This is a genomic window from Ensifer sp. 22521 (assembly GCF_052044795.1).
Classification (GTDB): Bacteria; Pseudomonadota; Alphaproteobacteria; order Rhizobiales; family Rhizobiaceae; genus Ensifer.
Window position 1 is genome coordinate 41236 of the sequence record NZ_JBQENM010000018.1, and the last position, 13937, is coordinate 55172.

The following is a 13937-nucleotide window of genomic DNA, read 5'->3' on the forward strand; positions in this document are numbered from 1 at the left end:
GGCCCCCAAGCCATAAAGGAATGTCACTGCGCATCCACGGCAGAAGCGCCCGATGCATGCTGAAATAATTAAATCTATAGAAATTATATAATAGGTATTTTTGTGCGAAATTGACGCGCGGCCCGAAACAAATTTCGCCGCCTCGTTTTCGCCGGGAACGTTTTTGACAAGCGGGTGGTTGGCTTGCGCGCGTGGCGGCGCGGTCCGCTCGCCTGAAGCTGCGCGACCGGGCCTCCCGGTGCACTCCAGGGCTGTACCTCTTGTTGAGATCAGCGGAAGTTCCTAGGTTCCGCCGATCGATTGGTTTATCTCGTTGGCGATGCGGCTCTTTGCGGAAAAATGGTGGAAACGGGTAGGATGGGGCGCGCCGACATCGGTCGCCCTGCATCTCATCGTCGTTTTTCTGCTGTTGTTCGATCTGCCGCTCGAACTGCCGAAACCTCCGAAAGAGCAGACCGTCAACGTTGAGCTCGTTCCTCCCCCTGAGGCGAAGGAGGAGAAAAAGGCCGAACAGAAGAAGGCAGGGACGAAAAAGGGCGAAGAGAAGAAGGCCGAGCAACCGAAGCCGCAAGCCAAGCCCAAGCCCCAACCGAAGCCAGAGCCGAAGTCGAAGCCGGAACCCAGGCCGGCGCAGCAGTTGCCGCAGTCCTTCGCCTCCGCCATGGCCAAAACCAAGCAGGACAACAAGGAGGCCGAGCTGCCGCCGGCTGCACGGGACACGGTAAAAAAGACCGAAACGTCCGAGCCGGCAAAGGCTGTGGACGACAAGGCAAAGCCAGCGGACGAGCCGCCAAAGGTGCCCCCGGCGGAGAAGAAGGAACCGGTGAAAGAGCCGAAACCCCTGTCGGCTCTGGCTGTGCCCGCAAAGTCATCCGAGAACGCCACACAGAAGGCGGATGAAAAAGCCGCCTCGACGGTGGCCGAGGCGAAGCCTGAGCCAAAAGAAACGCCTCAGGCCAAGCCGCAGGAGGTCAAGTCGGAACAGGAGACCGCAAAGGCAAAGCCGGCCGATGCTGCGGCAAAGGTCGAACTCAAGCCGGTTCCGAGCAAGATGACCGAAGCAAAAGAACTGTACTCGGCAAAGTCGATTGCTGACCCGCGGGTGAAACAGGCGCTGATCAACCTGCCGGTCAAGAGGCGCATCCTGCAACTGTGCAATCTCGAGGCGCTGGAGCAGATCCGCAGCCAACGACCGGATACCCCGCCGGAAGGGCTGGTGCCCTTCGGACCGAAAGGCGGCTTCATCTCGAAGAACCGGATGGACGCGAGCGGCGGAGCCTATCAGAGCAAAGCGAATTGGTACGACGTCGATTTCAAATGCGTCGTCAATGAAGAGGCGACGGAAGTGACCTCCTTCAGCATCGCCATTGGCGACGCGGTGCCGAAGACAAGCTGGAGGGAGCGTCGTCTTCCCGGGAACTGATACTCCAGAGCGGATCCGGATGTTGACTTTTCTTGCCTGCCGAACCCCTTAAGGCCCGGCAGGCGCAGGTGCGAGTTGCCACTCCCGCCCTGATCTTGGTCGGCTACTCCGCAGCCTGCAGCGTCCGTTCGCGATAGACGGAGACCAGCGACGTGCCGAGCATTGCTGCGACCGCGGCGAAAAGGAAGACGCCTGCGGGTCCCTGAAGTTCGACGAGAAGGCCGCCGAGGATCGCGCCTGTGGAAATGGCGATCTGGAACGTCGTGAGCGTTGCTGCTCCCGCACCTTCGGCCTCGTCGCCGGCGGCGCGGCTCAGGAACGATTGCACACTGACCGGCAGCGCGCCGAACGCGAAGCCCCAGGCGGCCGTGGCAACAATGGCGACGGCGGGCAGTACGCCGGCAAGCGCCAGCGTCAGAGTGGTGACAGCGACGCCGGCTGCGGCCGACATCATCGACAGCCGCGTGCTGCGCTCGGCCAGGAACCCGCCGGCAATATTGCCGAAGAATCCGCCGATACCGAAGGCGAGCAGGATCGCCGTGATCGCCTCGACACCGAACTGCGGCACCTGCTCAAGGAACGGGCGAACATAGGTGAAGCCGGCAAAGTGACCCGTGACGACCAAGAGGATCGTCGCAAGGCCGAGCCGGATCGCCGGACGCTTCAGTACGTTGAGGATCGTGTTGAGGCCGGTCGTCCCGACAGGCGGAAGGCGGGGAACCGTCAGCGCCTGCACGATGAACGTAACGATGCCGACGGCGGCAGCGAGCAGGAAGGCATAACGCCAGCCGAGCGTCGCGCCGATCCAGGCGCCGACCGGGGCCGCGCAGACCGTCGCGATCGACACACCCGACATGATGATCGCCATCGCCCGCGGCATCAGCCGGGCGGGAACGAGCCGCATGGCGAGCGCCAGCGACAGCGCCCAGAAGCCGCCGAGCCCGATGCCGAGCAGCAAGCGCGCGACAAGCAGCATCGGAAGACTTGAGGCAAAACCAGCGATCAGGCTCGAAATCACCAGAAGGGCGGTCAGGGTCAGAAGGACGTTCCGCCGGTCGAAGCGCCCGGTGTAGACGACGATCGCCGGACCGGCGATGGCCGCGACGACGGCCGTGGTGGTGACTGACTGACCGGCCGCGCCGACGGTGACGCCGAGATCGGCGGACATCGGCGTCAGAAGACTTGCCGGCAGAAATTCCGCCGTGACCAAGCCAAAAACCCCAAGCGACAGGGACACGACGGCCGCCCACAAGGGCTTTTCTCGCTCATCCGCATGTCCCGTGGGCTTGGCGACATTACCATCCATGACTTTCATCTCCATTGCATGTGGCGATGAAAATATGCATGGCGTGTTGGAGTTTCTATGCTAGAAAATCCAAAACACTGTGCCGATTATCCAAAGATGGGATGAGAGATGAGCGATGCGCTAACCGAGATTCTGCGCGGCCTGAGGCTCGACGGAGTGGAATATGGGCGTTGCCAGCCCTGTGCGCCATGGGCAACCTCCTATCCCGCGCAGGAACCTGCGCGTTTTCATTTTCTCGCATCCGGTTCCGCCCATCTGCAAACGCCCGACGGCGCCTGGATGGAGCTGACGCCGGGCGATGCCGTGTTGCTGCCGCGGGGCGACGCGCATGTGCTTGCCAGCAAGCCGGGGCTGCCGGCGATCTCGATCCGCGATCTGCCGAAACGGCAGCTTTGCGACGGCATCGTCGATGTGCAATGTCCCAATTCGGACAGCCAGAACCTTCTGTTCTTCGCGGTCATGCAGTTCAACGTCGACCGACTGCATCCTCTCCTCCAGCTGATGCCGTCCGTCATGCGCACGAGCGATCTCGCGTCGAGCGAACCGTCGATCCCATCGCTGCTCGACACCATGACGCGCGAGGCGGCGATGCAGCGCGTAGGTTCCGGCGGCATCCTGGCGCGGCTTGCCGACGTGCTGACCGCAACGATCATCCGTGCTTGGGTAGAACATGGCTGCGGCACCGCGACCGGCTGGCTGGCCGCGGTCCGCCATCCGGAGGTCGGTCGCGTTCTTGCCGCCATCCATCTCGATCCGACCAAGGACTGGTCGGTGCCGGAACTGGCAAAGCTCATGGGCGCATCGCGCTCGGGTTTTGCCCAGCGCTTTGCCGATACGGTCGGCGAGACGCCCGCCCGTTATGTGGCGCGCATGCGCATGCACCAGGCGCATCAGTGGCTGCGCGAAGGAAAGCGCGTGGCTCATGTCGCCAACCGGCTCGGCTATGATTCCGAGGCCTCGTTCAGCCGCGCCTTCCGCAAGATCATGGGTGCGCCGCCAAGTCATTCCCGGAGCCTGACGTCGCCTCCGGATCATCTGGCGTCCTGACCTGCCGGGCTGCATTGTCTCAGAACTTGACGGCGCGATCGGCCCTTGCGCCATGATCCCGTCGATGTATCCGCCGGCGTTGCAGGCTACTCATGAAACTATTCCATTTTTGAGATGCCGTTTTGCCAACGATAAAGGTAGGGTGCCCCGCGACGAAACGTCTGTTTCGCGATCGGGTCGACGGGCAAGGAAATGACGGGAAAAATGGTAGATATCAAATGCTTGCGACTTCGGGACCTCGGCTTCCGGCCGGGCGTCTATGAACCCGGCCCGTTGAATGCCATTACCGATGTCGAGGGCGTCGCGGTCGGTCATGCCACCGTGGTCGAGGGGGATCGCATCCGCACCGGCGCGACCGCCATCCTGCCGCATGGCGGCAACCTGTTTCAGGACAAGGTGCCCGCAGCGCTTGCGGTGCTCAACGGCTTTGGCAAGTTCGCAGGATCCACCCAGGTCGAGGAGCTCGGTGAGCTGGAAACGCCCGTCGTTCTCACCAATACGCTCGCGACCGGCCGGGCCATCGAGGCAATCAACCGCTGGACCCTGGCGCAACCCGGCAACGAGAAGGTCGTGTCGCTGAACGCTGTCGTCGGCGAGACCAACGATTCCCGTCTCAACGACATTCGCGCCGGCCGCCCGACCATCGACGAGATCGGTGCAGCCCTCGCCGCCGCGAAGACTGGTGCCGTGGAGGAGGGGGCTGTCGGCGCCGGTGCCGGCACGGTGGCCTTTGGCCTCAAGGGTGGCATCGGGACCAGTTCGCGCCGCGTCAAGGCGGCCGGGGAAATCTTCACGCTCGGGGTGCTCGTTCAATCCAACTATGGCGGGCGGCTCACCGTCTGCGGTCGTGCCTATGATGCGCCGGCGGCACACGACCGGGATGGGTCCATCGTCATCGTAATCGCCACCGACGCGCCGCTCTCCGCGCGCAATCTCAAGCGTCTCGCCGAGCGCGGCTTTGGCGGCCTTGCCCGCACTGGGGCAGCACTCAGCAACGGCTCCGGCGACTATGCGCTTGCCTTCTCGACGGCGCCATCCGTTCGTCGAACGAAGGCACGGCGGGCAGCGATTGCGGATTACCCGGACCTTCCGAACGACCTGATGTCGCCGCTCTTCGAGGCGGCCATCGGGGCAACCGAGGAGGCAATCCTCAATTCGCTGACCATGGCGCGAACGACGCACGGCTTCAACGCCGCGAACGGCAAGCCAAGCACGGTCGAAGCGATCTCGCTCGAGAGGCTTCGCGACTTGAGAGAGCAGTGATCATTGCGCCATGGATCGCGAGTGGTGTGGCGATCCAGGGCTGCACACCAAACCTAATATTTATGGAGCCCACATGTCCCAGCCGCCCATTCGCACAGTCTATCTCAACGGCGAGTTTCTGCCGGAGAACGAGGCGCGCCTCTCGATCTTCGATCGCGGCTTCCTCTTCGGCGATGGCATCTATGAGGTGACCGCTGTTCTTGACGGCAAGCTGATCGACAGCGCGCCGCATATGGCCCGGTTGGAACGTTCGGCGCGTGAAATCGACGTGCTGCTGCCGGTGTCGACCGAGGAGATCGTCGCGATTGAAAAGCGGCTGGTGCGAGACAACGACCTTGTCGAAGGCATCGTCTATCTCCAGCTCACCCGCGGCGCCGAAGACCGGAACTTCCTGTTCTCGGAGGATATCAAGCCGACGCTTCTGCTCTTCACCCAGGAGAAGACGCTGGTGGGCGTCGCTGCGACGGAGAAAGGCCTTTCGATCAAGACTGTGCCCGACCAGCGCTGGGCACGCCGCGACATCAAGAGCGTGTGCCTGCTGCCGCAGGTGATCGCCAAGCGCATCGCCAAGGCCGAAGGCTGCGACGAGGCCTGGATGATCGAAGACGGCTTTGTCACCGAAGGCGCTTCCTCCACCGCCTATATCATCACCGAGGACAATCGCATCGTCACCCGCGGCAACAGCCAGGCGACCTTGCCCGGTTGCACGCGGCTTGCCGCACTGGCGCTGGCGCGCGAGCAGGGGCTGACGCTAGAAGAACGGCCCTTCACGCTCGACGAGGCGCTGAGCGCCCGCGAAGCCTGCCTGACCAGCGCCTCGAATTTCGTCGCACCGATCACCCGGATCGACGGCAAGCCTGTTGGCTCCGGCGCACCGGGCCCGATCGTCAAGCGCTTGCGTGAACTCTATCTGGAACACGCACGGCGGACGGCGATCTAGGTGGCGCGGTTCTGGGCTATCGCCTAGGCGATGGCCTCAAGGCTCTGCCAGACACGCCCGACGATCGGGCGGCGGTTCTCCCTGGCGCGATAGAGGCGGATTTCGACGCTGACGTCCCAGCGAGGCTCGGCTGCCCGGACCAGGGAGCCGCTTGCCAATTCGTCCGTCATCAGGCTCTCGGGAACCCAGGCGATGCCCCAGCCGGCTTCGGCCATGGCCTTCAATCCCACGGACATGCTGCCTTCGTGCACCCTTTGCGCCGGCGGCAAATTGGGACTGATCAGCTCGTCGAGGAGTTGGCCGAAGAAGGACGACTTCTCGTAGCTCAGATGCGGGAAGGGTTTCGCCCCGCCTTCGAGCAGGTGCTTTGGCGCACCTGTTTTGTTTGCGGCCGAGACGGGAAGGATGCGCTCGTGTCCCAGCACACGATGCTCGAAGGCCTGTGGGTCGAGCAGGTGCGGAACCTGGGTGTGGGCGTAGGTGAGCAGGAAGTCGCATTCGCCGTCGACGAGCGAGTTGAGGTTTTCCTCCATGCTGCCGGAATCCGGACGAAGCCGCGAAAACAGCGGTCCGACCCTGGCATTGATGGGGGTCATCCACTGCGGAAAGAAGGTGAAGGAGAGCGTGTGCAACGCCGTCAGCGTAATCGTTCGGGCGTCGGACCCTTCCTCTAACCGCAGGTCGCGGCGGGTCTGGTAGAGTTGCTTCAGCGTCGCCTGTGCCACGGGAACGAATTTCGCACCCGCCTCGGTCAAACGCGAAGGATAGGTCGCCCGATCGACCAGCGTTGCCCCCAGCCACGCTTCCAATTGTCTTATGCGGCGGCTGAAGGCCGACTGCGTCACGTGGCGCTCGTCCGCCGCCTTGGAAAAATTCAGCGTGTTGGCGAGCGCCAGAAAGTCCTCAAGCCATTTGATTTCCACTGACGCGCTCCCGTAAAGCTCGGCTCCCGCCGTCATCTGCGGCGAGAAAGCCTCCTTTTAGGCGGTGCGGCAGCGCCATCAAGAAAAATCAGCCGCGCCGATGGTACTCGATCATCCGGGCGCGGCTTGTCACCAGTTCGAGACGGTCAGGCCCAAGCAGATGCAGGCAGATGCGCTTCACCCATGGACCGTCGTTCAATGTGAACAGGAAGCGGTCGTTTCCGAGTGCGGTCAGTGCAAGGGCCTGACGCGTCGGACCGATGCCCATCAACACCGTACCTTTATCGACCGTGAATTCCGCGTCTTCGTTCGAGCGCCAGACGCCGCAGAGCGAGGCGGGAACGGGCCCTTCGGTCTTTGCCGGGAGGAAACGTCTAGCAGCATGACCGACCTCGCTGACTAGAGTGGCACCATCACGGTGAAGCCTTAGGGGCGACGAGGCGGAGCGCGATGAGACCCAGCCTTCGCCGTCGTCATAGAGCGTCTCGTCGGCATCGAGATAGGTGCAGGTGCTGCCCTTGATCTCGATCCACCAGGGGCCGGTTTCCGTCACATAGAGACCGTCGCCGAGATCGGTCACGGGAGCCGGTAGTGCGAGCCCGGTGAGCGCTGCCATGCTTTCGAGCGCGATCTTGTAACCGTTGGTATCTTCGCGATTGGAAACGATGACGAAGCCGGCGCGCGTTTCGGGATCGAGCAGGAAATAGGTCTTGTAGCCGGGGTGTGAGCCGCCGTGGCCGACGAATTCACGCGGGCCGAGCCAGGACTTGCGCAGGCCCAGGCCGTAACCCGTCGGTCGCCCGTCGGCAAGAAACCGGGTCGCCTGCAATTTCTGCAGAAGACCGGCGAAGCGACCTTCGTCGCCGAGCAGGGCCTGTAGCCAGGTGGCGAGCGCCCGGGCGCTGCCGGTCAGGCTGCCCGACGCGGAAATGTGCAGACCGGCGGCGGAAAGCTGCCAGCTTTTGCCCGAATGCCAATAGCCGGGAACGAGGTCCTCCACCGGGTCGTTCCAGACGTCCGACGCCTTCAGCGCGATGCCGAGCGGCGTTGAGATCTCGCGCTGGACGAAATCGTCGAAACCGAATCCCTTGCGCCCCAACGCCGCTTCGACGAGGCGGTAGCCGGTGTTCGAATAGGAGACCTCGGTGCCTGCCGCGAAGTTCAGCCGCTCAAGGCGCGAAATGTAATCGAGCAGCGCTCCGGCCTTGGTTTCCGTGTAGACGGAAAGGCCAAGCAACGACAGGCATTCGCGGGTATCCGGCAGGCCGCCGCTCATGTCGAGCGCCTGTCCAACCGTCACTTCGGCAAGCGGCGAACGCAATTCCGGAAGGTGTTGGCCGAGCGGATCGTCGAGGCCTATCAGATCGCTGTGCGCGAGCACCATTGCCGAAAAGACGTGTTTGGTGAGGGATGCATAACGCACGACGCTGTCGACCGCGAACGGCGCAAACGTGGCGAGGCTCTCGACGCCGGCCGCATGCGAAAAGCAGATTCCGGATCCGTCGAAACCGATGACGGCGCCGCCCGGCTCGTCCGCCGCCCATTGTGCGCTCAGGCGTCTCGCTGTTGCTTCGGCGGCTTGCCAATCCAGCGATGCCGGCTTCGTCATGTCCATTCTCCGTCCTGTTCGCGGGGTGTTGCCGCGCGCGTTTTCTGACTAAGCACGACAGCCGCATGCGCTGCCAATTCCGATTCCGGCAGGGCCTATGCACGGTTTGCATTTGCCTGGCATGGCTGCATTGGGTTAGGGCGGCAGGGAAAAATGGTGCGGTTCCCGCACCCAATGTCTATGGTCCGTCCGCGACTATCTATGAGTCGCGCACAGGACAACAGGTTGAGAAGGCGATCCAGAATTGGCGACCCAAGCGAAAATCCCGGTCTTTGACGGACATAACGACGTGCTGTCGCGGCTTTGGCGTTCGCCGGGCGGTGCGCCGGAACGCCGCTTTCTCGACGGCGCCGATACCGGACACATCGATCTCGACAAGGCGGAGACGGGTGGCCTTGCCGGCGGTCTCTGTGCCGTCTACGTGGCTTCGCCGGGCCTGGCCAAGGACGGCAGCGGCGACTTTGCGACGCCCGATCAGCAAACCGCTCTCGAAGCTACTCTCGGTATGGCGAGCCTGTTGATGCGGATCGAGCGGCAATCCGAGGGACGGCTGAAGATTTGCCGCAGTGCTGGCGATATCCGCGATGCCATGGCCAAGGGCCCCTTTGCTGCGGTATTGCATATCGAAGGCATCGAGGCTGTCGGCGCCGATCTCGACGCGCTCTATGTGCTCCATGCCGCCGGCCTGCGCACGCTTGGTCCCGTCTGGAGCCGGCCGAACATCTTTGCCTATGGCGTCCCTTTCCGTTTTCCCTCTTCGCCCGATATCGGTCCGGGCCTCAGCGAGGCCGGCAAGGATCTGGTGCGCGCCAGCAACGAGCTGAAGATCATGCTCGATCTTTCGCACATGAACGAGCAGGGCTTCTGGGATATCGCCGCGCTGTCGCAGGCGCCCCTGGTGGCGTCGCATTCCAACGTTCATGCGCTCTGCCCGCACAGCCGCAACCTGACGGACCGTCAGCTCGACGCGATCAAGGATACCGGCGGGCTCGCGGGTATCAATTTCGGCGTGCTGTTCCTGCGCGCCGACGGGACCAGGAACACGGACACGCCGCTCTCGCTCCTTGTCGACCACATCGACTACATCGTCGAGCGTATCGGTATTGACCATGTGGCACTCGGCTCTGACTTCGACGGTACGGCCATCCCTGCTGCGATGCGTAGCGCAGCCGACCTGCCTCTGCTTGTCGACCTTCTGCGGACACGCGGCTATGACGAGGCGGCGCTCGCCAAGATCTGCCACGGCAACTGGCTCCGCGTGCTGGAGACGACCTGGGGCGCGTGAGTTCCATTCGGAGCCACGTGTTCTCAAGCGGCCGAGCGTTTCAACGAAGGTCGCTAGGTTCTTGACGCTGCCGGCAGGGCTTCGAGCAGCACGCCGATCGCCGCATCGACGACGGCTGTGCGGCGATCCCTGGCGAAAAGCCCGTATTGGACGGCAAGCGGCTTCGGAACGCCTGACGAAGCGGGGAGCGCCCGCATCGTGCTCGCGCGCACGGCTTCTGGCGGAAGCAATCCAATGCCGAGCCCGTTCTCGATTGCGGCTTGAAGCGCCGTGATGCTCTGGCTCGTAAAGGTGATGCGGTGTTCCCGGCCCTGGTCCGCCAGCGTCTCGATCATGCGCCGGCGCCAGAGACAGGGCGCTGCGAATGCGACGAGGTCGACCGGTCGTGTCTCGTCGAACGCATAGTCCGTGGCGCAGACCCATTGCAGTTCGACGTTCCAGGTGGTGAGGGCGTCAGCCGTGACGACAGAGGTCGGCACGACCATGATGTCGAGTTCACCTTCGGGCCAGGTCCTTCCGAGCGCCACGCACTGCTCCACCACCACGTCGAGCCGGATCTCCGAATAGCCGCGCCGCAGCCGCCCGAGAGCCTCGGGCAGCGCCGTCGTCGCCACTTCCTCGGCAAGCCCGACCCGCACGCCACCGCTGAGATCGGCCTGTCGCAGCCGCGCGGCGGCTTCGTCGCCGAGCGCCAGCATGCGGGTCGCATATCCCAGGAACAGTTCGCCCTCGGGCGTCGGCACGACGCCGCGACCGGTGCGGTTGAAGAGTTGGCGGCCAAGCAGATCTTCGAGCCGGCGCATCTGCATGCTGAGCGCCGATTGGGTGCGGCCGGTCTGGGTAGCGACGCGGTTCAAGCTGCCTTGTCGACAGACCGCCACAAAGGCGCGCAGCAGGTCGATGCCGATCTGATCAGATATCATAATCTTTGAACTCTGTTGTCATCGATATCAGTCTACACGGGGAACTGCCGTGTGGCTATCTATCAGGTGTGAGAACAAAGGAGCGCTCGATCCGCATGCCCAAGACGAGCATGCCGGCACCCACCATCGACTAGGCACTGCCACGGCCCTGCGGCCACGATTCCCAACCCGAGGAGCAAATCCATGAAAGCAATCCGCGTGCATCAGCACGGCGGGCCTGACGTGCTCGCCTATGAAAACGTCGAACTCGGCGAGCCTGGCCCCGGCGAGGTCCGGGTGCGCAACCGGGCGATCGGCGTCAACTTTGTCGACGTCTACCTGCGCCGCGGCTCCTACCCGCCACCGCAACTGCCGTTCATCCCCGGAAAGGAAGGGGCGGGTGAGGTGATCTCGATCGGGCCTGATGTCGAAGGCTTCAAGCCCGGCGATCGGGTCGCCTATGCCGAGGCGCTCGGCGCCTACGCGCAAGAGCACAATGTGCCGGCCCATTTCCTCGTGCATCTGCCTGACGATATCGACTTCGAGACCGGTGCGGCGATGATGCTGAAGGGCCTGACGGCGCAATATCTCCTGCGCCGCACCTTCCGTGTCGAAGCTGGCCACACCGTCCTCGTCCATGCCGCCGCCGGCGGCGTCGGCCTTATCCTAACGCAATGGGCGAAGCACCTCGGTGCCACGGTCATCGGCACCGTCGGCTCACCTGAAAAGGCCAGGCTGGCGCGGGCGAATGGCGCAGACCACGTGATCGACTACAGCAGTTCGGGTTTCGCCGACCATGTCCGCGAGATCACCAAAGGCGAGGGCGTCGATGTCGTCTACGACGGCATCGGCAAGGCGACATACGAAGGTTCGCTCGACAGCCTGCGCACCTTCGGTCACTTCGTCAGTTTCGGTGCCGCCTCCGGCCCGATCCCGCCGTTCGAGATCACGACGCTGGCGATAAAAGGATCGCTTTACGCCACGTGGCCGCTGCTGCCGGAGCACCTGGCACGCCGCGAGGACGTGCTTGCGATGAGCAAGGATCTCTTCGACGTCGTCGCGAGCGGCGCGGTCAAGATCCCCGTCCACGCGCGTCTGCCGCTTTCGGAGGCGGCCGAGGCGCATCGCCGGCTCGAGGGACGCGGGACGACGGGTGCCATGGTGCTGTTGCCTTAGCGTTTGGTGGCTCGACCTATCGGGGGCCCAGACGCTACTAAAGGTCACGTCTTGCTGGTGGCAGTCAGCCGGTTGTCGGCCCGCGTCACCGCAAGGCTGTCGGCAGAGTTTCCCGACGGATCTCCGTCGCCGAACACATCCATGGTGCAGGTGTGCAGAATGGTGGTGGGCTCTTTCGTGTGGTTCCACATCGTGTGAGTGCGCAGCGAAGGGAAGTGGGCGGAATCGCCGGCTTCCAGCACCATGCGCTCGCCGTCCACCTCCAGCGTCAAGGCCCCCTGGAGAATGAAGAAGATCTCTTCGCCCTCGTGCGACATCGGCTCACTGCGGTGGCCCGGCGGTTCGTGGATGATGGTGCTTCTCAGTACATTGCCGGGGAAAGACGCGGAGAGGCGTTCGTAGGAGACCGCGTTGCCGCGTTCTCCGCCGAGCCCATAGATCGGCCGGTGTTCACGGCGGGTGAACGGCGTCGCCACCTTCGGCGGGTTGAGGAAGCTGCCGGCCTCGACCTTCAGGGTCCGGCAGACGGCAATCAGCGAGGTCAGTGACGGGACGGTGATGCCACGTTCGATCTGCGAAATGAAACCAACGGAAAAGCCTGCCTCGTCGGCGACCTCCTGAAGGGTCATCTTCAGCGTCTTGCGCCGTTGGCGCAGGCGATCGCCGAGCGACGGCGCCTCTGCCTCGCCGGTAGATGCGCCGCTGGCATGGTCCGTCGTCACTGTCTGTCCCCTTCTCGTCTCTCCTCAAGCTAGGGTGCGGCCCGATTTCCTGTCAATCGATTTTAGATATCCTAAAAATCATCCGCCGCAGCAGGAGGCCGGGAACGGCAAAAGGCAAACTCCTCGTAAATGGTCGCCGAGGGCGCGAGGGGAGGGTTGCGCTGCGCGCCTCAAGGGCTGCTGCGCGGTTGCTCCACCGTCGCCGCCACGATCCGGCGCACCACCGGAAGAACCACGAGCAGACTCGGGAACGCGACCAGCCAGGAGAAGGCCCAGGCCTTGAGCCATAGCGTGAAGAGATCCGGCTGCAGGCCGCTGCCGCTGGCCGTCGAGACAAAGGAGACGATGGCGGACATCAGCACGGAAAGGACCAGCGGCATGACGATCGCCTGGTATCGATGTGGAAGCTTCTTTGACATAGGGGATGACTCCAGGAATTCGAAAAAGAAGGGGGACGGCGCCGGACAGTCCTTGTTGCTAGGCTTGCGCCAACTCACGGATGAAGCCTTCGAGGCTGCGGGGGGCACGCTGAAGGGCAGCCCGAAGCGTCAGGCTGTTTCCACCGAGGCCCACCTCGGTATAGTGGGCATGCACCTTGGCCAGTAGTTCCAACTGGTGGTCGGTGTATGTCGCGGCGATCGGCTTTGCCCATTCGTGAAATCCGATGTCTCCGGCAACGATCGGCCGCCCGAGCGCTTCGCTCATCATGCGGGCGATTTCCTCACGGTTGTGCCGTCCTTCGGCGCAGAGCTCGAGCGTTGCATAGGCGAGGCGATCCTCGGTCAGCGCAATTGCCGCGACCTCGGCGACGTCCCGGTAGTCGACCCGGGCGATGCGCGTCGTCGCAGGGAAAGGCTCGGCGAAGGTGCCGGTTGCCAGCATCGTTGCCCACACCGAGCGCAGGTTCTGCATGAAGTTCGCCGGATGCAGGATGGTGTAATCGAGCGGTGACGAATAAAGCGCGTCCTCCACCGGGATCTTCGCCGCATGGTTCTTCAGCCTTATATGGGTCGGCTGGATGACCGACGAAAAGACGAACTTCCTAACACCGGCACGCACGGCGGCTTCGACCATCGACACGCCCATCGCCGCTTCATCCGGCGCGAAGGCAGGTGGAAGACGCCGGCAGCGCCTTCGAGTGCCCGATCGAGGCTTCCGCGCTCACGCAGATCGCCGATCGCGATTTCGGATGCGCCCAACGATTTCGCCAGCGCGCCATGCGTCTCGTCGCGAATCAGGGCGCGAACCTTGGCGCCGCGCCGCGCAAGTTCCGGAACGACGAGATCGGCAAAGCGACCGGTGGCGCCGACAACGAGGATCGTATTGGAGCGCTGGTTCATC

At 63.6% G+C, this 13937-nt stretch carries 14 protein-coding genes; 6 read left to right on the plus strand and 8 right to left on the minus strand.

Going from position 1 to position 13937, the window contains the following annotated elements; translation table 11 throughout:
- The first annotated feature begins 319 nt into the window (after nt 1–319).
- Nucleotides 320–1423 (plus strand): DUF930 domain-containing protein, encoded by a 1104-nt coding sequence (locus tag ACTJKE_RS24530; RefSeq protein WP_063893349.1) that lies wholly within the window; start codon nt 320–322, stop codon nt 1421–1423.
- A 103-nt stretch (nt 1424–1526) separates the two neighbouring features.
- On the opposite strand, the gene ACTJKE_RS24535 is transcribed toward ACTJKE_RS24530, so the two are convergent.
- Complete coding sequence (locus ACTJKE_RS24535) at nt 1527–2729, minus strand: MFS transporter (RefSeq protein ID WP_058327318.1); 1203 nt, start codon at nt 2727–2729, stop codon at nt 1527–1529.
- A 108-nt stretch (nt 2730–2837) separates the two neighbouring features.
- Here ACTJKE_RS24535 and ACTJKE_RS24540 point away from each other — a divergent pair, with 108 nt between their 5' ends.
- The 3 genes from ACTJKE_RS24540 (at nt 2838) to ACTJKE_RS24550 (ending at nt 5979) form a co-directional block, all read left to right on the plus strand.
- A complete protein-coding gene (locus ACTJKE_RS24540) occupies nt 2838–3776 on the plus strand; it encodes an AraC family transcriptional regulator (protein WP_057255476.1) in 939 nt (312 codons plus the stop codon).
- Nucleotides 3777–3980: 204 nt separating this feature from the next.
- The gene (locus tag ACTJKE_RS24545) at nt 3981–5039 is read left to right on the plus strand and encodes a DmpA family aminopeptidase (protein WP_058327317.1); all 1059 of its coding nucleotides are present in this window, start codon (nt 3981–3983) and stop codon (nt 5037–5039) included.
- A 73-nt stretch (nt 5040–5112) separates the two neighbouring features.
- Nucleotides 5113–5979: a D-amino-acid transaminase gene (locus ACTJKE_RS24550; RefSeq protein WP_058327316.1), complete on the plus strand. Its 867-nt coding sequence runs from the start codon at nt 5113–5115 to the stop codon at nt 5977–5979.
- 23 nt (nt 5980–6002) lie between these two features.
- On the opposite strand, the gene ACTJKE_RS24555 is transcribed toward ACTJKE_RS24550, so the two are convergent.
- Entirely contained in the window at nt 6003–6902 is a 900-nt protein-coding gene (locus tag ACTJKE_RS24555; RefSeq protein WP_058327315.1) for a LysR family transcriptional regulator, read from the minus strand.
- 88 nt (nt 6903–6990) lie between these two features.
- Entirely contained in the window at nt 6991–8511 is a 1521-nt protein-coding gene (locus tag ACTJKE_RS24560; RefSeq protein WP_058327314.1) for a serine hydrolase domain-containing protein, read from the minus strand.
- 244 nt (nt 8512–8755) lie between these two features.
- Here ACTJKE_RS24560 and ACTJKE_RS24565 point away from each other — a divergent pair, with 244 nt between their 5' ends.
- A complete protein-coding gene (locus ACTJKE_RS24565; RefSeq protein ID WP_440692693.1) occupies nt 8756–9796 on the plus strand; it encodes a dipeptidase in 1041 nt (346 codons plus the stop codon).
- 53 nt (nt 9797–9849) lie between these two features.
- On the opposite strand, the gene ACTJKE_RS24570 is transcribed toward ACTJKE_RS24565, so the two are convergent.
- Complete coding sequence (locus tag ACTJKE_RS24570; protein WP_058323140.1) at nt 9850–10719, minus strand: LysR family transcriptional regulator; 870 nt, start codon at nt 10717–10719, stop codon at nt 9850–9852.
- Between the two features lie 183 nt (nt 10720–10902).
- On the opposite strand from ACTJKE_RS24570, the gene ACTJKE_RS24575 reads away from it, so the two are divergent.
- Nucleotides 10903–11874: a quinone oxidoreductase family protein gene (locus ACTJKE_RS24575; RefSeq protein ID WP_440638295.1), complete on the plus strand. Its 972-nt coding sequence runs from the start codon at nt 10903–10905 to the stop codon at nt 11872–11874.
- A gap of 44 nt (nt 11875–11918) precedes the next feature.
- Here the strand turns inward: ACTJKE_RS24575 and ACTJKE_RS24580 are convergent, their stop codons facing one another.
- The 4 genes from ACTJKE_RS24580 to ACTJKE_RS24595 form a co-directional block, all read right to left on the minus strand.
- Entirely contained in the window at nt 11919–12596 is a 678-nt protein-coding gene (locus ACTJKE_RS24580; protein ID WP_063893347.1) for a helix-turn-helix domain-containing protein, read from the minus strand.
- A 170-nt stretch (nt 12597–12766) separates the two neighbouring features.
- Nucleotides 12767–13015 carry a DUF2798 domain-containing protein gene (locus ACTJKE_RS24585; RefSeq protein WP_058327312.1) on the minus strand — a complete coding sequence of 83 codons (249 nt, stop codon included), beginning with the start codon at nt 13013–13015 and terminating at the stop codon, nt 12767–12769.
- A gap of 58 nt (nt 13016–13073) precedes the next feature.
- Nucleotides 13074–13682: an NmrA family NAD(P)-binding protein gene (locus tag ACTJKE_RS24590; protein ID WP_280938107.1), complete on the minus strand. Its 609-nt coding sequence runs from the start codon at nt 13680–13682 to the stop codon at nt 13074–13076.
- On the minus strand, nt 13598–13936 hold the full coding sequence (locus tag ACTJKE_RS24595; RefSeq protein WP_280938106.1) for an NmrA family NAD(P)-binding protein: 339 nt from the start codon (nt 13934–13936) through the stop codon (nt 13598–13600). The genes ACTJKE_RS24590 and ACTJKE_RS24595 overlap by 85 nt, the downstream gene beginning before the upstream one ends.
- Between the last annotated feature and the right edge of the window lies 1 nt (nt 13937).